This window comes from Xaviernesmea rhizosphaerae (genome assembly GCF_001938945.1).
GTDB classification, from domain to species: domain Bacteria; phylum Pseudomonadota; class Alphaproteobacteria; order Rhizobiales; family Rhizobiaceae; genus Xaviernesmea; species Xaviernesmea rhizosphaerae.
This window is the reverse complement of sequence record NZ_MKIO01000038.1, coordinates 44,009-65,636: the sequence shown is the minus strand read 5'-3', so window position 1 is coordinate 65,636 and position 21,628 is coordinate 44,009. Positions and strand designations below refer to the sequence as shown.

Sequence of the window (21,628 nt, the reverse complement as noted above, 5' to 3'; positions counted from 1 at the left end):
CGATCCTTCGACCCTGAAATCCTCAGCGGCGGGCACGCCCGTCATATTGCTTGACCGTCTCGCCGCCGAACAGGAGCCGGCGCGGGTTCTGGTCGAAATTGTTGATGGTCGTGTCGAGCGTGTCGACTGTCCGGCGGGTCTCGTTCACCAGGGCTTCGATATTGCGCAGGCCCGAGCCGGAGAAGCGGCGGATGTCGTTGGCGATCGGGCCGATCTGTGCGTTGAGATTGTCGGCCACGGCGCGGAAGGAGGCGAGTGTGGCGCGTGCATCCTGCGAAATGCCCGGGCCGTCGGCCGAGCCGAGGAAGCCGTCGAGCTTGACCAGGATGCCATCGACACGGCTGGACGCGGCGTTCAGCTTGTTGGCCATCTGCGTCACGTCGGTGATCGTCTGGTCGATGTCGCGCTGACGGGTGGAGATGCTGTCGGCGAAGCTCGACAGGCCGGCAATGGCGCTGCGCGCTTCGGCGGTGGCGGTCGAGATGTCGTTGACGGCAGTGCCGACCTTGCTGGGGTCCACGGCGGCGATCAGCGTGTTGACGCGGTCGATGGCCACATTCGCGTTCTGGCCGAGGCGGTTATAAGTATCGGCCGTCTGGCGGAAGGAAGCAACCGTCTCGGCAACATTGCCGGAGGCGGCCGAGAGGTCGTCGCTCATCTTGCCGACATTTTCGACGATGCGGTTCACCGACTTCGGATCGACCGCCTTGACCAGTGCATCGGCGGAGGCAAGCGTCGAATCCAGGCGCTGCGAGGCTGCATTGATCGAATTTGAGAGCGCGCTCACGCTCTTGAGGAATTCGTCGATGCCCTCGGCATTGTCGGCGAGCGAGCGCGAGAAGCGGTCGGCATTCGAGATGGTGTTGGTGAGCGGCCCGCGAACGTCGCTGACAAAGCCCTGAACGTCGCCGATCGCGTCATTGGCGCGGTTGAGGATCTTGTCCGCCGTGGCCAGAAGGCTGGTCACGCTCGACTGGTCGGCGGTGATCTGGGCGGATTTGCCCTCGTCGCGCGCCTTCTGCAGGATGTTCTCGTCACCCTTGCGGCCGCCCGAAAGCTCGATATAGGCGGCGCCCGTCAGGCCCTGCACTTCCAGCCGCGCCGTGGTGGATTTCAGCACCGGCGCATCGACCGAGACCTCGGTGACGGCGACCGAGTAGCGCGGATCATTGGAATCGATCGCCAGGCTCTTGACGCTGCCGACGGGAATGCCGTTGAAGCGCACGGGCGAGCCCACGCTCAGGCCGTTGGCGGAGCCGGGAATGCTGACCACGAGATCGACCATTTCGCCCGAGCGGCCGAACTGCGACATCCAGTAGACGAAGCCGAAGGCCGCGACGATCACCGCGACCGCGAAGAATCCGACAATGGCGTAGTTGGCTTTGGTTTCCATCTTATCCGCTTCAGGCTCGAGTATGCCGGGCGATCGCATCCGCCCGTAAATTGGCTGTGCCGCGGCGCCCGCCGGACGCCGGCCGCAAGGTCGGGAGGCAGGTCACTGCCGTGCCTCGCCGGGTGTCTCGTCGCGAACGATCGACCGGGCGCGCTTCCCGCGAAAATAGGACTGGACCCAGGGGTCGTCGAAGGCGAGCATATCATCGATCGTGCCTTCGACCAGCACCCGCTTCTTGCCGAGCACGGCGATGCGGTCGCAGACAGAGAACAGGCTGTCGAGATCGTGGGTGACCATGTAGACGGTCAGGCCCAGCGTATCGCGCAGCTTGGCGATGAGATCGTCGAATTCGGCGGCGCCGATCGGGTCGAGGCCGGAGGTCGGCTCATCCAGGAAGACGAGGTCCGGATCGAGCGCCAGCGCGCGCGCCAGCGCCGCGCGCTTGATCATGCCGCCCGAGAGTTCGGAGGGATAGCGATCCGCCGCTTCCGGCTTCAGGCCCACCAGCGCGATCTTCAGCATCGCCAGATCGTCCATCATCTCCTGGGAGAGATCCAAATACTCCCGCATGGGCACTTGGATGTTCTCCTTCACCGTCAGCGCCGAAAACAGCGCGCCGTGCTGGAAGAGAACCCCGAGCCGGGTATCGAGCGCCACGCGCTCCTCCTCGCTCACCTTGTCATATTCCGCGCCGAGGATGCGGATCGAGCCCGACTGGCGCGGCAGAAGCCGCAGCACCGTGCGCATCAGCACCGACTTGCCGGTGCCCGAGGCGCCGACGAAGCCGAGGATCTCGCCGCGATAGACATCGAGTGTGAGCTTGTCGAGAACCACATTGCTGCCGAAGGCAACCGTCAGATCCTTGACCGCGAGGATCGCATCGCGCTCGCTTCTCTTTGCGTCCCGCGGGGCCGCGCCGCCAGCATCCGGCGTGGTGTCGGTTGTGCCGCGCGCGGTCGTTTCAGGGGCGGTGGTGTCGTTGGATTCGGCCATGCAACGCCCTCCTTCAGAAGTTGATCGCGGCATAGAAGATGGCAAAAAGGCCATCGACCAGAATGACGACGAAGATCGATTTGACCACCGACTGCGTCACCTGCTTGCCGAGCGATTCCGCGCTGCCGCCGACCTTCAACCCTTCCACCGCCGCCATGACGCCGATGATCAGCGCCATGAAGGGCGCCTTGATCATGCCGGCGAGAATAGAGGAGAAATCCACCGCCTCATGCAGGCGCGCGAGGAAGGTGACGAAGGTGATGCCGGAATATGTGCGCGTCACCAGAGCGGCGCCTGCCAGAGCGGAGAAATTGGCAATGATGGTCAGCAGCGGCAGCGAGATCGTCAGCGCCACGAGGCGCGGAAACACCAGGATGCCGATCGGGCTCATGCCCATGACCTTCAGCGCGTCGATCTCTTCGCGCATTTTCATCGAGCCGATTTCGGCCGTGATCGCGCTACCCGAGCGGCCGGCGATCATGATGGCAGTCAGCAGCACGCCGATTTCGCGCAACTGCAGAATGCCGACGAGATCGACGACGAAGAGTTCGGCCCCGAAGTAACGGAGCTGGAAGGCCCCCTGCTGCGCGATGATCGCGCCGATCAGGAAGGACATCAGCACGATGATCGGCACGGCTTGAACGCCCATGCGGTCGATCTGGTTGATGATCGCCGCCGGCGACAGGCCGCCGCGCTTACCCACCTTGAGATGCGCGCCGCGCACGGCCGAGCCGAGAATGAACATGACGGCGACGGTGTCTTCCCAGGCCGACAGGATCACGCGGCCGACGGGCGTGAAGATCCGCTCGAACAGCGTGCGCTTTTCCTGCTTCTTCTCCGGCTGCTTCAGCTCGGTGGGAAGCGCCTCGATCAGTTCGACATATTGCCGCTTCTTGCTGACCAGCTCAACCTTCTCGGCGCCGCCGAGCTGGCCCATGAAGCGCCGGATGGTCCAGGCGCCGAGCGTGTCGATGGCGGTCACGTCGCTCAGGTCGATCCGGCTCTTTTCCGGCGCCTGACCGGCCAGTTCGTCCAGACGGCCGGCGACATGGCTGATGTCATTGCCCTTCCAGCTGCCGGAAAAACGGAACAGGTGGACGCCATCGGCATCGTCCGGGGCGATTTCCGCCTGCTGATGGGGCTGTTGGGATGTCACGAAAGGCGATTCTTCCTAAGGACGATCAATTCGGAGGCCACTCATAAACGCTTCGTCCCCATCTGTCATCGACCGAAACACCGCGGCGCGGCAGCGGCCGATCCGGTGTCGCATCTGCAACACGGCTGTGACGGAAAATCGCGGAAATTCCTGGTCAGACCGGGTCCTACCTGATGAGGCCGGCCCTTTTCATCGCACGAGAGCTAATGCGGCAGTGCGGAATATAAAGGTGCAGCGCGCCGCTTTTCATGCATTTTCTACGCCCGCCTTTGGCCGCGCCTCCTCCTTCAGCGCAAGCATGACGAGCGCCAGGCCGATGGCGGCGGCGACCGACATGGCGACGAAGCCGTGGACGCCATACCAGCGATAGAAATAGCCGGAGAGGAAGGTGAGGATGGCAGTGAACAGGCCGGTATAGAAGAAATACATCCCCTGCGCTGCCGTCTCCTGCGCCTCCTCCACATGCCGGACCAGCCAGTTCTGCAGGCCCGTATGCATCAGCGCATAGGTGAAGGCATGCAGGCATTGCAGCAGGAAATAGCCGCTGAAGCCGATATCGAGCGGAAACAGCATCCAGCGCAGGATGGCCAGCACGCAGCCGGAGAGCATGGCGGCAGACAGGCTGATGCGCTGCAGGATGCGCCGGGCGAAGACGAACATGGCCACCTCCGCCGCCACGCCGGCGCTCCAGAGCAGGCCCACCTGCCCGCCGCTATAGCCGGCGCTGGTCCAGTAGATCGCCGAAAAGGCATAGAGCATGCCGTGGCTGCCGTTCACCAGGCCGATGCCGGCGATCAGCAATTGCACCCCGCGCCGCCGCAGGGCCTTGGGCGGGCTGGTCGTCAGCGTCGTCAGCGTGGAGGGGCGGCGCGGCCGGCCGACCTTCGGCGCCAGGAAGGTGCAGGCCACGACGAGGCAAAAGCCGGTGACCATGGCCGGCAGCACCATGGCGCCGCCGTGCCGGGCAACCATCTCGCCGCCGATGAGGGTGGCGGCGATGAAGGAGATCGAGCCCCACAGCCGCATCTGCGCATAGTCGAAACCCCAGCGCCGCACGCCTGAAAGCGCCACGGCCTCGACGATCGGCATGTAGGGAGACAGCACCGCCCCCTGGAGCGTGTAGACAACCAGCACGAATAGGAAGCTGTGATGGACGAACAGCGCCAGCGTGGCGACGAGCGTGAGCACGGCGGAGACGAACAGAAGACGCGTGCGCTCGCCCATCCTGTCGGCCAGGGCGCCGGCCACCGGCGCGGTGAAGACGCGCAGGAACATCGGTACCGCCAGGACCATCGCGATCTGCGGATCCGTCATCGACAGCTCTTTGAGCCAGATCGGGAAATAAGGAAGCGCGAAACCGTTGGCAAAGAGCGGCGCGGCGAAGACGAAGGCCATGCGCGGCACGAAATGCGGCGGCGGCACCTCGCCGATCAGGCTCGGCGATGCGGGGGACGAAGCGGACATGGAGATAACCTCTGGTCGCGCCCGAATACAGGATTGCGGCCTGCAACGATACAGATCTTTCACGCGGAGGTGCAGAATTTCGCGACAGGCTTTCGCCGCTTGCAGGCGCCGCCGAATTCTGTCCAAGCTTTCATTTGCCAGCAGGCGCCCCTCGCCTATATGCCGGATCCATGCTGCTCGACCGTCTCTTCTCCCGCTTCGAGAACTGGGTAAAGCCCTTCGCGCCCCGCGCCGTCCTGCAGCCGCCGGACAGCGTGACCGGCTTCGTTTGGTTCTACATCCGCCAGGCCAAGGCGCCCTTCATCGCCATGCTCGTGCTCGGCGGCGCCACGGCCGGCATCGAGGCGGCTTTGTTCTGGTTCGTCGGCCGGCTGGTCGATATCCTCGCCACGATCAAGCCGTCGGACGGCTGGCAGGGCCTGCTTGCCAGCCATGGCGCGGAACTGTTCGGCATGCTGGTGCTGATCGGCGTGGTGCGCTTCGTCGTCACCCTGATCATGGCGCTGGTCGACCAGCAGGTGATCACGCCGGGCTTTTACAATCTGGTCCGCTGGCAGTCTTATCTGCATGTCGCGCGCCAGTCGCTCTCCTTCTTCCAGAATGATTTTTCCGGCCGGATCGTCACCAAGGTCTGGTCCGCGGGCCAGGCAACGGGCGATCTCGTCACCTCGCTCATGGAAAGCGTCTGGTTCGTCGCAATCTATTCGGTCTCGACACTGGCGCTGGTCGGAGGTCTCGATCCCTGGCTGGCGGTGGTCGTGCTGTTCTGGCTGATCGCCTTCGGCTTTCTCGCCCGCTTCTTCGTGCCGCGCATCCGCCATCACTCGCGCGAGACGGCGGAGGCCGCCTCCATGCTCAACGGGCGCATGGTGGATGCCTATTCCAACATCCAGACGCTCCGCCTCTTCGGCCGCGACGAAGAAAATGATCGCTACATGCGGCAGGGTTTCGACAGCTTCCAGAAGACCACGCTGGCCTTCACCCGGTTCATCACCGGCGTGCGCGCCTCCATGGCGCTGCTCTCCGGCATCATGATCGTCACCATGAGCATCATCAGCATCGATCGCTGGCTGGCGGGGTCGGTCTCCTCCGGCGCGGTCGCCTTCACGCTGGCGCTGGTGCTGCGGCTGAACTTCCTCCTGTCGCGGCTGATGGTGCAGTTCAACGGGCTGATGCGAAACCTCGGGACGATCCAGAATTCCGCCGACCTGATCTCCCAGCCGATCGGCCTGGTCGACCGGCCGGATGCCGTGCCGCTCAAGGTCGAGCGGGCCGAGATCCGCTTCGAAGCGATCCGTTTCCATTACGGCCGGGAGAAAGGGGTGATCGAGGATCTCTCGCTCACCATCCGCCCGGGCGAAAAAGTCGGCATTGTCGGCCGCTCGGGCGCCGGCAAGACCACGCTCGTCAATCTGCTCTTGCGCTTCTACGATCTGGAGGGCGGGCGCATCCTCATCGATGGCCAGGATATTTCCACAGTCACGCAGGAAAGCCTGCGCGCCGCCATCGGCATGGTCAGCCAGGACACTGCCCTCCTGCACCGCTCGATCCGCGACAACATCCTGTTCGGCCGCCCGGATGCGGGGGAAGAGGCCTTGCGCGATGCCGCCCGCGCCGCCGAGGCGCTCGATTTCATCGACAGGCTGGAGGACCAGCGCGGCCGGCGCGGCTTCGACGCCCATGTCGGCGAGCGCGGCGTCAAGCTCTCCGGCGGCCAGCGCCAGCGCATCGCCATTGCCCGCGTCATGCTGAAGGATGCGTCGATCCTCGTCCTGGACGAGGCGACCTCGGCGCTCGATTCGGAAGTGGAAGCCGCGATCCAGACCCATCTCGACCAGCTGATGCAGGGAAAGACCGTGCTGGCTATCGCCCACCGCCTGTCCACCATCGCCGCGCTCGACCGCCTGATCGTGATGGAAGACGGCCGCATCGTCGAGGACGGCACCCACGAGGCACTTCTGCGCAATGGCGGCCTCTATGCTACGCTCTGGGCCCGCCAGTCCGGCGGCTTTCTCGTCGATTGATTTTGACATCTGTCCGCCGCAGTTTTGCAAGCGGTCGCAAAGGTCAAAAGCAGGTCACCATGGCGCTGTGATCCGGCAGCCTCACGGACGACGCGGATCTCAGGGCTTGCGCAGGATGAAGTCGGCGGTCAGCCCGTAATGATTCGAGCCGAAATCCTCCGGCAGGCGCTGCACCCGCTGCGGCACCAGCGGCGGGCGGCTGTAGATGTGGTCGATGGCGATCCCGAGGCCGTAGGGCGCAAGCTGCACCGGCCAGGTTCCCGGTTCCCCGTCAGGCGCTGTGCGCAGGTTCATCTGCGTCAGAAAGCGCTGCATGTCTGGCGGGATCGAGCCGGAATTGAAATCGCCTGCCACGAACATCGGGCCGGGATCGTTTCCGAGCACGGCCTTGAGCATATAGAGTTCGTTGCGGTGATAATCGTCGAAATAGGGCTTCGACAGATGAACCGCGACGACCCGCACGGCAACGCCCTGCACATCGACGGTGGCTACCATCAGGCGGTCGCGCCTGAGGTCGCTAAGGCTGCCGGTCGTCATGTTCTTCAGCGGCAGGCGTGAGAAAACCAGGAGATCGCAGGTCGGCGTGCCCTCGCCACAGCCGAAGCGATAGGGATAGGTCTTCTGCAGCGCCGGCAGGTGGAAGATCAGCGGCGATCCCTCGGGAACGATAGCGATATCCACGCCCGACCGGATGATCATCTGGGCGATCCGCTCGCTGTTTCCGAAATTTTCTGCAAGCATATTGAAGGACATGACCCGCAGGGCCGGCGGCGCCTGCGCTTCCTGCGCCGTTGGGCGGATGGCATGCGCCTGCTTGACCAGGATCGTGTGACCCGCCATCGTCAGGCTGATGACCAACAGGAAAACGCTGGCTGTCTGGCGCCGTATCAGGAGCGCCACCACGAGCATGATCGCCACCGCGATGAGAATATGGGTGGCAAGGCTGTTGATGAAGGCGAGAACGAAGAATTCGGTGACATAGCGAAGGGCGCAAAGAAAAATCGCCTGCGCTGCCAGCGTGTTGATGATGATGACCAGGGTCTTTCGCATGCGGCGCGCCTCATCACGGGCATTGGCTGGATTTCTGCAGTGCGGTAGCACGCCTCTTGTCGCGCTGCAATGCAGCAGGAACGCGACTTCTCCAAGCTGCGGCCTTCGGTCTCAGGTCAAAGCCCTCAAAAACTTGGCCGAACCGCATGGAGCTTATTGATTTCACCGGCGTCTTTCGTTCAACTGTATGGTGAGCGCCGATGGTGTGGTGGAGTCGGGACTTCGCCGTCGGGCCTTGCCGTGGGAGCGGCAAGAGGGAGGGGAAATGCAGATGATCTCGCAGAGGACGTGGCTGCCTTCAAGGCCCGGGCAAGTGCCCGTGTGTCAGGATGGCGCATGGCCGGGCATGGAGAGGAACGGAAAGCCGTGAGCGAACACAAGACTTCCGCACATCAGATGGGCGGGCATGCCGCCGGCCCGGATGGGGAGCGCGAGCCGACGCGCCGCGACTTCCTGTTTCTGACCACCGGCATGGCGGGCGCCGTGGGCGTGGCCGCCGTGGCCTGGCCCTTCATCGACCAGATGCGGCCGGATGCCTCGACTCTGGCGCTGGCCTCGATCGAGGTCGATGTGTCCAGCCTGCAGCCCGGCATGTCGCTGACGGCGAAATGGCGCGGCAAGCCGATCTTCATCCGCAACCGCACGCCCGAGGAGATCGAGGAAGCCAATGCCGTGGCCTTGGCGCAGCTTAAGGATCCGGTGGCGCGCAATGCCAACCTGCCGGCCGATGCCCAGGCGACCGATATCGACCGCTCCGCCGGCAAGGGCAAGGAGAACTGGATCGTGATGATCGGCTCCTGCACCCATCTTGGCTGCGTTCCGCTCGGTCAGGCCGGCGATTTCGGCGGCTGGTTCTGTCCCTGCCATGGCTCGCATTACGATACGGCGGGCCGCATCCGCAAAGGTCCGGCGCCGCAGAATCTCGCGGTGCCGACCTTCTCGTTCGTGTCCGACACGGTCATCAAAATCGGTTGAGGGGGAGCGCCATGAGTGGGGAACATTCGACCTATACGCCGACCAGCGGGCTTGAACGCTGGGTGGACTCCCGCCTGCCCTTGCCGCGGCTGCTGCATGACAGCTTCGTCGCCTATCCGGTGCCGCGCAATCTGAACTATGCCTATACCTTCGGCGCCATGCTCTCGGTGATGCTCTTGGTGCAGATCGTCAGCGGCGTGGTTCTGGCCATGCATTACGCGGCCGAGACGACCGTCGCCTTCAATTCGGTCGAAAAGATCATGCGCGACGTCAATCACGGCTGGCTGCTGCGCTACATGCATGCCAACGGCGCGTCCTTCTTCTTCATCGCCGTCTATCTGCACATCGCCCGCGGGCTTTATTATGGCTCCTACAAGGCGCCGCGCGAAATTCTCTGGATCCTCGGCGTGGTGATCTATCTCCTGATGATGGCCACCGGCTTCATGGGCTATGTGCTGCCCTGGGGGCAGATGTCCTTCTGGGGCGCCACCGTCATCACCGGCTTCTTCTCCGCCTTCCCGCTGGTGGGCGAGTGGATCCAGCAGTTCCTGCTGGGCGGCTTCGCCGTCGACAATCCGACGCTGAACCGCTTCTTCGCCCTGCACTATCTCCTGCCCTTCATGATCGCCGGCGTCGTGGTGCTGCACATCTGGGCGCTGCATGTCACGGGGCAGACCAACCCGACCGGCGTCGAGGTCAAGACCAAGACGGACACGGTTCCCTTCACCCCCTATGCCACGCTCAAGGATGCGCTCGGCGTCTCGGTCTTCCTGATCGTTTTCGCCTGGTTCATCTTCTACATGCCGAACTATCTCGGCCATCCCGACAACTATATCCCGGCCAATTCGCTGAAGACGCCGGCGCATATCGTGCCCGAATGGTACTATCTGCCCTTCTACGCCATGCTGCGCGCCATCACCTTCAATGTCGGCCCGATCGACTCCAAGCTCGGCGGCGTGCTGGTCATGTTCGGGGCGATCATCATTCTGTTCTTCCTGCCCTGGCTCGATACCTCCAAGGTCCGCTCCGCCGTCTATCGTCCGCTGTACAAGCTGTTCTTCTGGCTGTTCGTCGCCAATGCCATCCTGCTCGGCTGGCTCGGTTCCCGTCCGGCGGAGGGCGTCTATGTCATCCTGTCTCAGCTCGGCACGCTCTATTATTTCGGCTTCTTCCTCGTGGTGATGCCGGTGCTGGGTTTCGTGGAAAAGCCGAAACGCATTCCGAATTCGATCACGGAAGCGGTTCTTCAGAAGCGGCCCGGCGGCACGCCGGCTGCGCTGTGATCGGGGGCGAAGGGAACATGATGATGAAGCACGTCCTTTCCGGCCTCCTGTCCGCGGCCTTCCTGACGCTCGCCACCGACACGGTGCTGGCGCAGGAAAACGCGCCGGCCCCGGCGGCCAGCCATGATGCCGCAGCACCTGCCGGCGAGCATGCCGGCGCCGAGGGCGAGGCCCATGGCGGCACGCCCCACTTCCCGATCAAGAAGCCGGCGCAGATGTCCTGGAGCTTCGCCGGCCCCTTCGGCCATTATGACAAGGCGCAGCTGCAGCGCGGCCTCAAGGTCTATACCGAGGTCTGTTCGGCCTGCCATTCGATGAACCTTGTGGCCTTCCGCACCCTGCGCGGCCTCGGCTATTCGGAGGCGCAGGTGAAGGCCTTCGCCGCCAATTACGAGGTGCAGGACGGGCCGAATGCCGAAGGCGAGATGTACACCCGCAAGGCCCTGCCTTCGGACCATTTCCCCTCGCCCTTCGCCAATGCGGAAGCAGCGGCCGCCGCCAACAATGGCGCGGCCCCGCCCGACATGTCGCTGCTGGCCAAGGCACGCGGTATCGAGCGCGGCTTCCCGACCTTCGTCTTCGATATCTTCACCCAGTATCAGGAGGGCGGGCCGGACTATATCCACGCGCTGCTGACCGGCTATCAGGAGCCGCCCAAGGGTGTGGAAGTGGCCCCCGGCACACATTACAACCCCTATTTCGCCAATGCGGCGGCGCTGGCTATGGCCAAGCCGCTCAATGACGGCCAGGTGACCTATGATGACGGTGCTCCAGCCACCGTCGATCAATATTCGCGCGATGTCGCGGCCTTCCTGATGTGGGCGGCAGAGCCGCATCTGGAGGAGCGCAAGCGGACCGGCTTCATGGTCATGATCTTCCTGGTGATCTTCACCGGGCTGATCTACCTGACCAAGCGCGCCGTCTACGCCGCCAAGGATCACTAAGCGCCGTCTACGCCGCCAAGGATCACTAAGCGCAGACATGCGCGCGATCATCGGACGGGCGGCTTCGGCCGCCCTTCTGCGTTTCAAGGCAGCGAGACGGCGCGCCGAACCAGATACGGTCGCCAGCCAATCGCAAAATCGTGTTAAGCCTGTCGAGCGGTCGCGGATTGCCTCGCAGGCGGTCTGCACTATGATCCGCTTCCATCCAGCGGAGCGACCGTCGGATGCATGAGGATGAGGGCAGCGGCGACAGCATGGTGCGAAGCGGTGACAGGATCAGCCGGATTGCCGGCCTGACATGCGCGGCGTTCCTTCTGGGCGCGCCGGTGCAGGCAGCGAGTCTGTGCGAGCGGCTCTATGAGCGGCTGGCCGAGCTGCCGCAGGAGCGTCATGACGCCCTGCAGCCAAGCGGGTTTACCGGCGACATCACCCGGCTCAATCTCGAACTGCGCGCCGCGCGCGCGGATCTGCGCCGCCTCAATTGCACCGGCGGCAGCATCACGGTGATCGGCGGGGGGAGCGAGGCGGCCTGCGATGCGCTGAACGAGCGCATCGTCGGGCTCGGCCGGGATATCGACGCGATGAAGGTACAGCGCCTGTCGGCGCCGGAAGGTGGTGAGGCCGGGCAGCGGCAGCGGATTCTCAGCGCCATCGACCTCAACCGCTGCGCCGAGAAAATGGAGGCCGAGCCAGTGCCGATCTCGGCGGGTGAGGACGAACAGCGCCCCTTCCGCCAGCCCCTCTATCCGCCCGTTCAGGATGGCACCCGCCCGATCGACGGGTTTGGCGAGACACCGCCGCTGCGGCTGCATGATCGGCGCAATCCGGGATGGGGCGGCGCGGGCTCCGGCTTTTCCGGCTCGGATGCGGCGGGTACGGTGCGGACGCTTTGCGTGCGCACCTGCGACGGCGCCTTCTTCCCGATCTCGTCCCAGGCCACGCCGGAGGATTTCGCCCGCGACGCCGAAAGCTGCCACCAGCGCTGCCCCGGCGCCCCCACGGCGCTCTATTACCACTCCCTGGAAACACAGGAGGCCGACGAGATGGTGTCGGCCGAGACCGGCGCGCCCTATCGCGACCTGCCGACCGCCTTTGCCTACAAGCTGCGCGACCCCTCGGAAAAATCCACCTGCGGCTGCCAGCTGAATGCGGCTTCAGTCCCGTCGCAGAGCGAGCCGGGCGACCCTGGCAAGTCGGGTGAGCCTGGACAGCCGGGCGCTTCGTCGATCGTCTCGATCACCACCCGGCCGCCCGCTACCGGCGCTTCCGACAAAGGTATAGCGGCCAAAGACGCGGCGATGCCACAGCCCGAGGCGGCTGCCGCGCCGACACAGGCCCAGCCGTCAGATCCCGCCCGACCCTATGACCCAGCCCGCAAGGTGCGCCAGGTCGGCCCCTCCTTCCTGCCTGCGCAGGAAAGTGCCATCGATCTGCATCAGCCGAAATCCGTGACGCCCTCTCCGGACACAAATTAGGAACAGGCCGAAAAGCGGGAGCTGGTTTTCGGATAAATCCGATGCGCTCGGATTGTCCGCCCCTCGGGCGGCGGCTGTCGGCCCGGCATGCCACGCTCTACACTGGACAAACCGCCGCCTATGTGCTGCGCAAAAGGCTTGGCCGCGCACCGAGCCAACAGGTGCGGCCTTACGACCCTGCACGCAACCTATCATACAACTGCCGCCCATCGGCGATGATGAGCGGCAGCCTTCTTTCCATGTCGGCCTGATGAAGGCCAGTCTTGAGGGCGTGGACGCCGGTTCTCAGAAGGGGATGTCGTCGTCCAGGTCGCGCGAGAAGCCACCACCGCTGCCGCCGCCACCCGAACGGCCGCCGCCTGCGCCGCCGCCCGAACGACCGCCACCGGATGCCGGACGCTCTTCATAGCCGCCGCCATAGCCGCTCTCATACTCCCCGCCACTGCCGCCACCACGGCTCATGCCACCGCCCCCGCCGCCTTCGCCACGGCCGTCGAGCATGGTCAGCGTCGAGTTGAAGCCCTGCAGCACGATTTCCGTGGAATAGCGGTCGTTGCCGGTCTGGTCCTGCCACTTGCGGGTCTGCAGCGCGCCCTCGATATAGAGCTTGGCGCCCTTCTTCACATATTGTTCGACGACCTTGCACAGGCCCTCGTTGAAGACGACGACCGTATGCCACTCCGTCTTTTCCCGGCGCTCGCCGGAATTGCGGTCGCGCCAGCTTTCGGAGGTGGCGATGCGCAGATTGGCGATCGGCCTGCCATCCTGCGTGCGGCGGATTTCCGGATCCGCACCCACATTCCCGACGAGGATCACCTTGTTGACGCTGCCTGCCATAGTCCTGGTCCTTCCTTGATCCCGATGCTCTCGTTCCGGTCAACGCAACGAGCGCGCGGGCCTGCCGTTCCCGGCGAAATCCGTCTTGAGGCGCGCAGTCTAGGCGCTGCGCGCGCGCCTGGCTTCCCACCGCCGCGGCTTTCCACAAATCTTTGGCCACACAGCGTCGGCCTGCGGCTAGGGCCGCCTGTCCTCATGCACCCGTGATGCCGATCAAAATCGTTCTTTATTTGTTCTAAACAATGCTTATGATCGGAGTCAAGCGACTCAACTCATGGGTCGGGCGCGGCGACAGGAAGATGGCTCCTCCACCTCGACAGAAGGCCCGCAATCCTTACATAGACCCATACTCTGGGCATGGGGCCTTCCCATAGACGCGGACGAGACGACAGGCAGAGACAGATGAGCGAACTGAAGACGATTTCGATCCGCGGCGCACGCGAACACAATCTGAAGAATATCGACCTGGATCTGCCGCGCAACAAGCTGATCGTGATGACCGGCCTGTCCGGCTCCGGCAAGTCCTCGCTCGCCTTCGACACGATCTATGCCGAGGGGCAGCGCCGCTATGTCGAGAGCCTCTCGGCCTATGCCCGCCAGTTCCTGGAGATGATGCAGAAGCCCGATGTCGACCAGATCGACGGGCTGTCTCCGGCGATTTCGATCGAGCAGAAGACCACGTCGAAGAATCCGCGCTCGACCGTCGGCACGGTCACCGAGATCTATGACTATATGCGCCTTCTGTTCGCGCGCGTCGGCATCCCCTATTCGCCGGCGACGGGCCTGCCGATCGAGAGCCAGACGGTGAGCCAGATGGTGGACCGGATTCTTGCCTTCGGCGAGGGTACGCGGCTTTACATCCTCGCGCCGATGGTCCGGGGCCGTAAGGGCGAGTACAAGAAGGAACTGGCGGAGCTGATGAAGAAGGGCTTCCAGCGCGTCAAGATCGACGGCCAGTTCTACGAGATCGCGGAAGCCCCCGCCCTCGACAAGAAGTACAAGCATGACATCGACGTCGTGGTCGATCGTGTGGTGGTACGCGCCGATATTGCCGCGCGCCTGGCCGACAGTCTGGAGACCTGCCTCAGCCTTGCCGAGGGGCTGGCCGTGGCGGAATTCGCCGACAAGCCGCTGCCCGTCAACGAGACCTCGGCTGGCGGCGCCGCCAACAAGTCGCTCAACGAGACGCATGAGCGCGTGCTGTTCTCGGAAAAATTCGCCTGCCCGGTCTCCGGCTTCACCATTCCGGAAATCGAGCCGCGGCTGTTTTCCTTCAACAATCCCTTCGGTGCCTGCCCGACCTGCGACGGCCTCGGTAGCCAGCAGAAGATCGACGAGGCGCTGATCGTTCCCGAACCGGAAAAGACGCTGAAGAGCGGTGCGATCGCGCCCTGGGCCAAGTCGAGCTCGCCCTATTACAATCAGACGCTCGAAGCGCTGGGCAAGGTTTTTAGCTTCAAGCTGACGAGCCGCTGGAGCGATCTGAGCGCCGAGGCGCAGAAGGCGATCCTGCACGGCACCGAGGAGAAGATCGAGTTCGAATATCAGGACGGCGCACGCTCTTACAAGACGGTGAAGGCCTTCGAGGGCATCGTCCCCAATCTCGAGCGCCGCTGGAAGGAGACGGACTCGGCCTGGGCGCGCGAGGAGATCGAGCGCTATATGTCGGCCGCCCCCTGCCCGGCCTGCAAGGGCTTCCGCCTGAAGCCGGAGGCGCTGGCCGTCAAGATCGACGGGCTGCAGATCGGCGAGGTCTCGAACATGTCGATCCGCCATGCGCGCGACTGGTTCGAGGACCTGCCGGCGCGGCTCTCTGCCAAACAGAATGAGATCGCCACGCGCATCCTCAAGGAAATCCGCGATCGCCTGCGCTTCCTCAACGATGTCGGGCTCGACTATCTCAGCCTCTCGCGCAATTCCGGCACGCTGTCGGGCGGCGAGAGCCAGCGCATCCGGCTGGCCTCGCAGATCGGCTCCGGCCTGACCGGCGTGCTCTATGTGCTGGACGAGCCCTCGATCGGCCTGCACCAGCGCGACAATGCCCGCCTCCTGGAAACGCTGCGGCATCTGCGCGACATTGGCAATACGGTGATCGTCGTCGAGCATGACGAGGACGCGATCCTGACCTGCGACTATGTGGTCGATATCGGTCCGGCGGCCGGTGTCCATGGTGGGCGCGTGGTGGCGCAGGGTACGCCTGACGACATCATCGCCGATCCGAAGTCGCTGACCGGCAAGTATCTGTCCGGCCAGCTGTCGGTCGAGGTGCCGAGCGAGCGGCGGGTGCCGAAGAAGAAGAAGGCGCTGACCGTCGTCGGTGCACGCGCCAACAATCTGAAGAACGTCACCGCCTCCATTCCGCTTGGCGTCTTCACCGCGGTGACGGGCGTGTCGGGCGGCGGAAAGTCCACCTTCCTGATCGAGACCCTGTACAAGGCGGCGGCACGCCGGGTGATGGGCGCGCGCGAGATCCCGGCCGAGCATGACCGCATCGACGGCTTCGAGCATATCGACAAGGTGATCGATATCGACCAGTCGCCGATCGGGCGCACGCCGCGTTCCAACCCGGCCACCTATACCGGCGCCTTCACCCCGATCCGCGACTGGTTCGCCGGCCTGCCGGAGGCCAAGGCGCGCGGCTATGGCCCGGGCCGCTTCTCCTTCAACGTCAAGGGCGGGCGCTGTGAGGCCTGCCAGGGCGACGGCGTCATCAAGATCGAGATGCACTTCCTGCCCGACGTCTATGTCACCTGCGACGTCTGCCACGGCAAGCGCTACAATCGCGAGACGCTGGATGTCACCTTCAAGGGCAAGTCGATCGCCGACGTGCTCGATATGACCGTGGAGGAAGGCGTGGAATTCTTCGCCGCCGTGCCGGCGGTGCGCGACAAGCTGGTGACGCTGAACCAGGTGGGGCTCGGCTATATCAAGGTCGGCCAGCAGGCCAATACGCTGTCGGGCGGCGAGGCGCAGCGCGTGAAGCTGGCCAAGGAACTGTCCAAGCGCTCCACCGGCCGCACGCTCTATATCCTCGACGAGCCGACCACCGGCCTGCATTTCCACGATGTCGCCAAGCTGCTCGAACTGCTGCAGGAACTGGTGAACCAGGGCAACTCGGTGGTGGTGATCGAGCACAATCTGGAAGTGGTCAAGACGGCCGACTGGGTGATCGACTTCGGCCCCGAGGGTGGCGATGGCGGCGGCCAGGTGATCGCCGAGGGCACGCCCGAGGACATCGTCAAGGTGGAGCGCTCCTATACCGGCCAGTTCCTCAAGGAACTGCTGGAGCGCCGGCCGATGCGCAGCAAGGCGGCAGCCGAATAGGCTGTCGTCAAGACGACAGGGCAGACACGATGGGACCGACGGCGAGGGCAACGCCGTCAACGGGAATTCCAAGGGGATGGACATGACGAAGAGCGGAACGATCCGGGTCGGCATCGGCGGCTGGACCTATGATCCGTGGGACGAAAGCTTCTATCCGGCAGGCTTGCCCAAGAAGCGCCAGCTCGAACATGCCAGCCGCGCGCTGAAGGTGATCGAGGTCAACGGCACCTATTACAGCTCGCAGAAGCCGGAAACTTTCGCCAAGTGGGCATCGGAGGTGCCTGACGGTTTCGTCTTCTCGCTGAAGGCCAGCCGCTTCGCCACCAACAAGAAGGTGCTGGCCGAGGCCGGGCCGTCGATCGAGCGTTTCCTCAATCAGGGCATCGCCGAGCTGGGCGATCGTCTCGGGCCGATCCTCTGGCAGTTCATGCCGACGAAGAAGTTCGATGCGGCCGATTTCGGCGCCTTCCTGGCGCTGCTGCCGTCGTCGCTGGCGGGGCTGACCCTGCGCCATGCGGTGGAGGTGCGCCATCCCTCGTTCCAGACACCGGAATTCATCGCGCTCGCCCGCGCGCATGGCGTGGCTGTCGTCTGCGCCGATCACGCCGATTACCCGCTGATCCCCGATGTCACCGCCGATTTCGTCTATGCCCGCCTGCAGACCGGCAAGGAGACCGAGGAGGCCTGCTATGAGCCGGAGCGCCTCGACCAATGGGCCGGGCGGCTGAAGGACTGGGCACAGGGGCGCGATGGCGCGAGCCTGCCGCTGATCCATGCGGAACAACCGGCGGCCGGGCAGCCGCGCGATGTTTTCGCCTTTTTCATCCATGAGGGAAAATCGCGCGCGCCGGCGGGCGCGCAGGCGCTGCAGGCCAGGGTCGACTGAGGCAGAATCAGGCCTGCGACAGCGGGTGGATGTGATGCGTCAGGGTTTCGGCGCTGAGACTGGGGCCGGCGCGAAAACCGGCATCGCCATGGCGCCAGACGGCGGCGGCTGCGGCCTCGAAAGCCGGCATGCCCTGGGCGAGATGGGCGCCGACGATGCCCGCCAGAACATCGCCGGAACCGGCCGTGGCAAGCCAGGGCGGCGCATGGGCATTGATCGCCGCGCGCCCGTCAGGCGCGGCGATCACCGTGTCGGGACCCTTGTAGATGATGGAGGCATGGGCGCGGCGCGCCGCCTGGATCGCCTTGTCCACCTTGGACAGCGAGTCATCGGCCGAAAGATCCGGAAACAGCCGGGCAAATTCGCCCTCATGCGGTGTCAGCACCAGCCGCGTCTCTCCTTGCGCGAAGGCATTGAACAGCAGCGGCGGCGTATCCTTGAAGGCGGTGATGCCATCGGCATCCAGCACCAGGTTTCGCTGCGCCAGAAGGGGCACGTAATCACGGGCCTTGGACAGATCGCCGAAGCCGGGCCCGAGAACGAAGCTGTTGGCGCGCCTGTCCTCAAGAAAGCCGGCAAGCGCCTCCGCATCCTCGATCTTGCGCAGCATGATCGCCGTCAGATGCGCGGCATTGGCCGCCAGCGCCGCCTCAGGCGCGGCGATGGTGACGAGCCCTGCCCCGGAATGCAGGCCGGCCAGCGCTGACATTCGGGCTGCCCCCGTGGTCAGGGCGTTGCCGGAGAAGACGATCAGATGGCCGCGCTTGTATTTATGGGTGGCGGCATCGAGCGCTCCGGCCTGTTCGTGCCAGAGCAGCGGGCCGTTTTCCTGCACCGGGCCGGCCGCCGCGCGCACGATCCGCTCGGGAATGCCGATATCGACCACCTCGAGCGTTCCGGTGCGGGCGCGCCCCGGCACCAGCAGATGGCCGGGCTTGCGGGTCATGAAGGTGATGCTGCGCTCTGCCTGGAAGGCGGCGCCGAGCACGGCGCCGCTGTGTCCGTCGATGCCGGAGGGAAGATCGATGCTGAGCACCGGCAGCCCTGCCTCCTCCACAGCCTTGATGATCTGCGCCAGGCTGTCCGGCACGGGGCGCGACAGGCCTGCGCCGAAGACCGCGTCGATCACCACATCGCCGGCCTGCGGCCGGTAGTTCGATAAGGCGACCATCTGCTCATCCGGCCGTTGCAGGGCGGTCTGGATCCAGTCCGCATGCGCCCGCGCCGCGTCGCCCTTCAGGCGCTGCGCCTCTCCCATGAGATGGACCGCCACCGTTGCCCCGCTTTCGGCCAGAGCCCGCGCCGCCACGAAACCATCGCCGCCATTGTTGCCGGGACCGCACAGCACGACGAAACGCAGCGCGCCGGGATGATATTTCAGCGCCGCCGCGGCCACGGACCGGCCGGCGCGCACCATCAGCCCATAGCTGTCGATGCCGCTTTCCGCGCTTTCGCGATCGACGGCGGTCATGGCTTCGGGCGAAAGCAGGAGCGTGGAAAGAGGCGTGCGCATGAGCCAGACAATGGCCAGAGCGGGCCGATGAATCAAGCGGTCAATTCGCCGCGTGATGTCTGATAAATAAGCATTTGCATAAGTTTGCGGCTTGGATAACATGAAAGGCGCACCCTGCCCCGGCGCTCGCCGAGGGGGTGTGCGATGGAAAAAACCAGGATCCGCAGGAGGCGGAAGGCGCGCTCAGAGCACGTGTCCGGGCCATGACGGGCGGGATCCGGGCCGGTATGGTTCATTCGGCGGTCAGGGGATCAGAAAGGCGTGACCATTGGCCGACAGTCGATTGCCACGGCGCTCCGGCCATGCGAAAGCAGAGGGTGAACGCCTGATCGAGCGTGGCTCGCTCCGGTGGCAAGTCTGAACATGGCATGCGATATGCATGGGCGACGGCGCGGGCCTCTGGCCCGCACCAACGGGAGAAGCGGAGAGAGTTTTTTCTCATGAAGAAGATCGAAGCGATCATCAAGCCTTTCAAGCTCGACGAGGTGAAGGAAGCCCTGCAGGAGGTCGGCCTGCAAGGCATTACCGTGACCGAAGCCAAGGGCTTCGGCCGGCAAAAGGGCCATACCGAGCTTTATCGCGGCGCGGAATATGTCGTGGATTTCCTGCCGAAGGTGAAGGTGGAAGTCGTTCTGGCCGACGAACATGCCGACGCCGTCATCGAGGCCATCCGCAATGCCGCGCAGACCGGGCGCATTGGCGACGGCAAGATCTTCGTCTCCAATGTCGAGGAAGTGATCCGCATCCGCACGGGCGAGACCGGCATCGACGCCATCTGACGCCGGCGCACAAGACGCTGGCCGGCGTACAGACCAACCAAGAACAACAGACCAACCAAGAAAAACAGAGGAAACCGAGGGTTCAAGAGCTATGACGACAGCCAACGACATTCTCAAGCAGATCAAGGACAACGACGTCAAATTCGTCGACCTGCGCTTCACTGATCCTAAGGGCAAGCTGCACCATGTGACGATGGACGTCTCCTGCGTCGACGAGGACATGTTCGCCGATGGCGTGATGTTCGACGGCTCTTCCATCGGCGGCTGGAAGGCGATCAACGAGTCCGACATGGTGCTGATGCCGGACCCGGCCACGGTGCATATGGACCCGTTCTTCGCCCAGTCGACGATGGTCGTCGTGTGCGACATTCTCGATCCGGTCTCCGGCGAAGCCTATAACCGCGATCCGCGCGGCACGGCCAAGAAAGCGGAAGCCTATCTGAAGTCCTCGGGCATCGGCGACAGCGTCTTCGTCGGGCCGGAACCGGAATTCTTCGTCTTCGACGACGTCAAGTACCGGGCCGATCCCTACAACACCGGCTTCAAGCTCGATTCGAACGAGCTGCCCTCCAATGACGACACGGATTACGAGACCGGCAATCTCGGCCATCGCCCGCGCGTCAAGGGCGGCTATTTCCCGGTTCCGCCTGTCGACAGCGCGCAGGACATGCGCTCGGAAATGCTGACGGTGCTGGCCGAAATGGGCGTCGTCGTCGAAAAGCAGCACCATGAAGTGGCGGCCGCCCAGCACGAGCTTGGCGTGAAGTTCGACACGCTGGTCCGCAATGCCGACAAGATGCAGATCTACAAATATGTCGTGCATCAGGTCGCCAATGCCTATGGCAAGACTGCGACCTTCATGCCCAAGCCGATCTTCGGCGACAACGGCTCGGGCATGCATGTGCACCAGTCGATCTGGAAGGACGGCAAGCCGACTTTTGCCGGCGACGAATATGCCGGCCTGTCGGAAAGCTGCCTCTACTACATCGGCGGCGTCATCAAGCATGCCAAGGCGATCAACGCCTTCACCAACCCGACCACCAACTCCTACAAGCGTCTGGTGCCCGGTTATGAAGCCCCGGTCCTGCTCGCCTATTCCGCGCGCAACCGCTCGGCCTCCTGCCGCATTCCCTTCGGCTCCTCGCCGAAGTCCAAGCGCGTCGAAGTCCGCTTCCCCGATCCGGCCCAGAACCCCTATCTCGGCTTTGCGGCGATGCTGATGGCCGGCCTCGACGGCATCAAGAACAAGATCCATCCGGGCAAGGCCATGGACAAGGATCTTTACGACCTGCCGCCGAAGGAACTGAAGAAGATCCCGACCGTGTGCGGATCCCTGCGTGAAGCGCTCGAAAGCCTCGACCGCGACCGCAAGTTCCTCACCGCCGGCGGCGTGTTCGACGACGACCAGATCGACGCCTATATCGAGCTGAAGATGGCGGAAGTCATGCGCTTCGAAATGACGCCGCATCCGGTCGAATTCGACATGTACTACTCGGTCTAAGACGCGACCGCGTCCATCGCCTGATCCAGGG

Annotated in this window: 16 protein-coding genes; 9 read left to right on the top strand and 7 right to left on the bottom strand. The window is 64.3% G+C overall.

Annotated elements, in window-relative coordinates; translation table 11 throughout:
* Positions 1 to 22: 22 nt before the first annotated feature.
* The 4 genes from BJF92_RS17630 to BJF92_RS17615 form a co-directional block, all read right to left on the bottom strand.
* Positions 23 to 1,393: an MlaD family protein gene (locus BJF92_RS17630; RefSeq protein WP_075636069.1), complete on the bottom strand. Its 1,371-nt coding sequence runs from the start codon at positions 1,391 to 1,393 to the stop codon at positions 23 to 25.
* Positions 1,394 to 1,495: 102 nt separating this feature from the next.
* A complete protein-coding gene (locus BJF92_RS17625; RefSeq protein WP_078058215.1) occupies positions 1,496 to 2,386 on the bottom strand; it encodes an ABC transporter ATP-binding protein in 891 nt (296 codons plus the stop codon).
* Between the two features lie 13 nt (positions 2,387 to 2,399).
* Positions 2,400 to 3,542, bottom strand: a complete 1,143-nt coding sequence (locus tag BJF92_RS17620; RefSeq protein WP_075636068.1) for an MlaE family ABC transporter permease — start codon at positions 3,540 to 3,542, stop codon at positions 2,400 to 2,402.
* A gap of 246 nt (positions 3,543 to 3,788) precedes the next feature.
* Positions 3,789 to 5,006 carry an MFS transporter gene (locus BJF92_RS17615; protein ID WP_075636067.1) on the bottom strand — a complete coding sequence of 406 codons (1,218 nt, stop codon included), beginning with the start codon at positions 5,004 to 5,006 and terminating at the stop codon, positions 3,789 to 3,791.
* Between the two features lie 170 nt (positions 5,007 to 5,176).
* Between BJF92_RS17615 and BJF92_RS17610 the strand changes: the two genes are divergently transcribed.
* Complete coding sequence (locus tag BJF92_RS17610; RefSeq protein WP_075636066.1) at positions 5,177 to 7,030, top strand: ABC transporter ATP-binding protein; 1,854 nt, start codon at positions 5,177 to 5,179, stop codon at positions 7,028 to 7,030.
* 99 nt (positions 7,031 to 7,129) lie between these two features.
* Here the strand turns inward: BJF92_RS17610 and BJF92_RS17605 are convergent, their stop codons facing one another.
* Complete coding sequence (locus BJF92_RS17605; RefSeq protein ID WP_075636065.1) at positions 7,130 to 8,080, bottom strand: endonuclease/exonuclease/phosphatase family protein; 951 nt, start codon at positions 8,078 to 8,080, stop codon at positions 7,130 to 7,132.
* A gap of 396 nt (positions 8,081 to 8,476) precedes the next feature.
* Here BJF92_RS17605 and petA point away from each other — a divergent pair, with 396 nt between their 5' ends.
* From petA to BJF92_RS17585, 4 genes are all read left to right on the top strand, one after another.
* Complete coding sequence (gene petA, locus BJF92_RS17600; RefSeq protein ID WP_075636166.1) at positions 8,477 to 9,055, top strand: ubiquinol-cytochrome c reductase iron-sulfur subunit; 579 nt, start codon at positions 8,477 to 8,479, stop codon at positions 9,053 to 9,055.
* Between the two features lie 11 nt (positions 9,056 to 9,066).
* A complete protein-coding gene (locus BJF92_RS17595) occupies positions 9,067 to 10,338 on the top strand; it encodes a cytochrome b (RefSeq protein WP_075636064.1) in 1,272 nt (423 codons plus the stop codon).
* 23 nt (positions 10,339 to 10,361) lie between these two features.
* Positions 10,362 to 11,282: a cytochrome c1 gene (locus tag BJF92_RS17590; RefSeq protein ID WP_075636165.1), complete on the top strand. Its 921-nt coding sequence runs from the start codon at positions 10,362 to 10,364 to the stop codon at positions 11,280 to 11,282.
* A 224-nt stretch (positions 11,283 to 11,506) separates the two neighbouring features.
* Entirely contained in the window at positions 11,507 to 12,757 is a 1,251-nt protein-coding gene (locus tag BJF92_RS17585; protein WP_078058214.1) for a DUF2865 domain-containing protein, read from the top strand.
* Between the two features lie 285 nt (positions 12,758 to 13,042).
* Here BJF92_RS17585 and BJF92_RS17580 read toward each other — a convergent pair whose 3' ends face one another.
* Positions 13,043 to 13,594: a single-stranded DNA-binding protein gene (locus BJF92_RS17580; RefSeq protein WP_075636063.1), complete on the bottom strand. Its 552-nt coding sequence runs from the start codon at positions 13,592 to 13,594 to the stop codon at positions 13,043 to 13,045.
* A gap of 402 nt (positions 13,595 to 13,996) precedes the next feature.
* Here BJF92_RS17580 and uvrA point away from each other — a divergent pair, with 402 nt between their 5' ends.
* Both uvrA and BJF92_RS17570 read left to right on the top strand, forming a co-directional pair.
* Positions 13,997 to 16,918 carry an excinuclease ABC subunit UvrA gene (gene uvrA, locus BJF92_RS17575; RefSeq protein WP_075636062.1) on the top strand — a complete coding sequence of 974 codons (2,922 nt, stop codon included), beginning with the start codon at positions 13,997 to 13,999 and terminating at the stop codon, positions 16,916 to 16,918.
* Positions 16,919 to 17,000: 82 nt separating this feature from the next.
* A complete protein-coding gene (locus tag BJF92_RS17570) occupies positions 17,001 to 17,804 on the top strand; it encodes a DUF72 domain-containing protein (RefSeq protein WP_075636163.1) in 804 nt (267 codons plus the stop codon).
* Between the two features lie 7 nt (positions 17,805 to 17,811).
* On the opposite strand, the gene BJF92_RS17565 is transcribed toward BJF92_RS17570, so the two are convergent.
* Positions 17,812 to 19,317 carry a bifunctional ADP-dependent NAD(P)H-hydrate dehydratase/NAD(P)H-hydrate epimerase gene (locus tag BJF92_RS17565; protein WP_075636162.1) on the bottom strand — a complete coding sequence of 502 codons (1,506 nt, stop codon included), beginning with the start codon at positions 19,315 to 19,317 and terminating at the stop codon, positions 17,812 to 17,814.
* A 440-nt stretch (positions 19,318 to 19,757) separates the two neighbouring features.
* On the opposite strand from BJF92_RS17565, the gene BJF92_RS17560 reads away from it, so the two are divergent.
* On the top strand, positions 19,758 to 20,096 hold the full coding sequence (locus BJF92_RS17560) for a P-II family nitrogen regulator (RefSeq protein WP_075636061.1): 339 nt from the start codon (positions 19,758 to 19,760) through the stop codon (positions 20,094 to 20,096).
* Between the two features lie 91 nt (positions 20,097 to 20,187).
* Complete coding sequence (gene glnA, locus BJF92_RS17555; RefSeq protein WP_075636060.1) at positions 20,188 to 21,597, top strand: type I glutamate--ammonia ligase; 1,410 nt, start codon at positions 20,188 to 20,190, stop codon at positions 21,595 to 21,597.
* Positions 21,598 to 21,628: the final 31 nt, after the last annotated feature.

Coding starts and splice junctions, on each gene's coding strand:
- BJF92_RS17630 (WP_075636069.1), bottom strand. CDS start 1,393: ATGGAAACCAAAGCCAACTACGCCATTGTCGGATTCTTCGCGGTCGCG.
- BJF92_RS17625 (WP_078058215.1), bottom strand. CDS start 2,386: ATGGCCGAATCCAACGACACCACCGCCCCTGAAACGACCGCGCGCGGC.
- BJF92_RS17615 (WP_075636067.1), bottom strand. CDS start 5,006: ATGTCCGCTTCGTCCCCCGCATCGCCGAGCCTGATCGGCGAGGTGCCG.
- BJF92_RS17610 (WP_075636066.1), top strand. CDS start 5,177: ATGCTGCTCGACCGTCTCTTCTCCCGCTTCGAGAACTGGGTAAAGCCC.
- BJF92_RS17605 (WP_075636065.1), bottom strand. CDS start 8,080: ATGCGAAAGACCCTGGTCATCATCATCAACACGCTGGCAGCGCAGGCG.
- petA (WP_075636166.1), top strand. CDS start 8,477: ATGGGCGGGCATGCCGCCGGCCCGGATGGGGAGCGCGAGCCGACGCGC.
- BJF92_RS17595 (WP_075636064.1), top strand. CDS start 9,067: ATGAGTGGGGAACATTCGACCTATACGCCGACCAGCGGGCTTGAACGC.
- BJF92_RS17590 (WP_075636165.1), top strand. CDS start 10,362: ATGAAGCACGTCCTTTCCGGCCTCCTGTCCGCGGCCTTCCTGACGCTC.
- BJF92_RS17585 (WP_078058214.1), top strand. CDS start 11,507: ATGCATGAGGATGAGGGCAGCGGCGACAGCATGGTGCGAAGCGGTGAC.
- BJF92_RS17580 (WP_075636063.1), bottom strand. CDS start 13,594: ATGGCAGGCAGCGTCAACAAGGTGATCCTCGTCGGGAATGTGGGTGCG.
- uvrA (WP_075636062.1), top strand. CDS start 13,997: ATGAGCGAACTGAAGACGATTTCGATCCGCGGCGCACGCGAACACAAT.
- BJF92_RS17570 (WP_075636163.1), top strand. CDS start 17,001: ATGACGAAGAGCGGAACGATCCGGGTCGGCATCGGCGGCTGGACCTAT.
- BJF92_RS17565 (WP_075636162.1), bottom strand. CDS start 19,317: ATGCGCACGCCTCTTTCCACGCTCCTGCTTTCGCCCGAAGCCATGACC.
- BJF92_RS17560 (WP_075636061.1), top strand. CDS start 19,758: ATGAAGAAGATCGAAGCGATCATCAAGCCTTTCAAGCTCGACGAGGTG.
- glnA (WP_075636060.1), top strand. CDS start 20,188: ATGACGACAGCCAACGACATTCTCAAGCAGATCAAGGACAACGACGTC.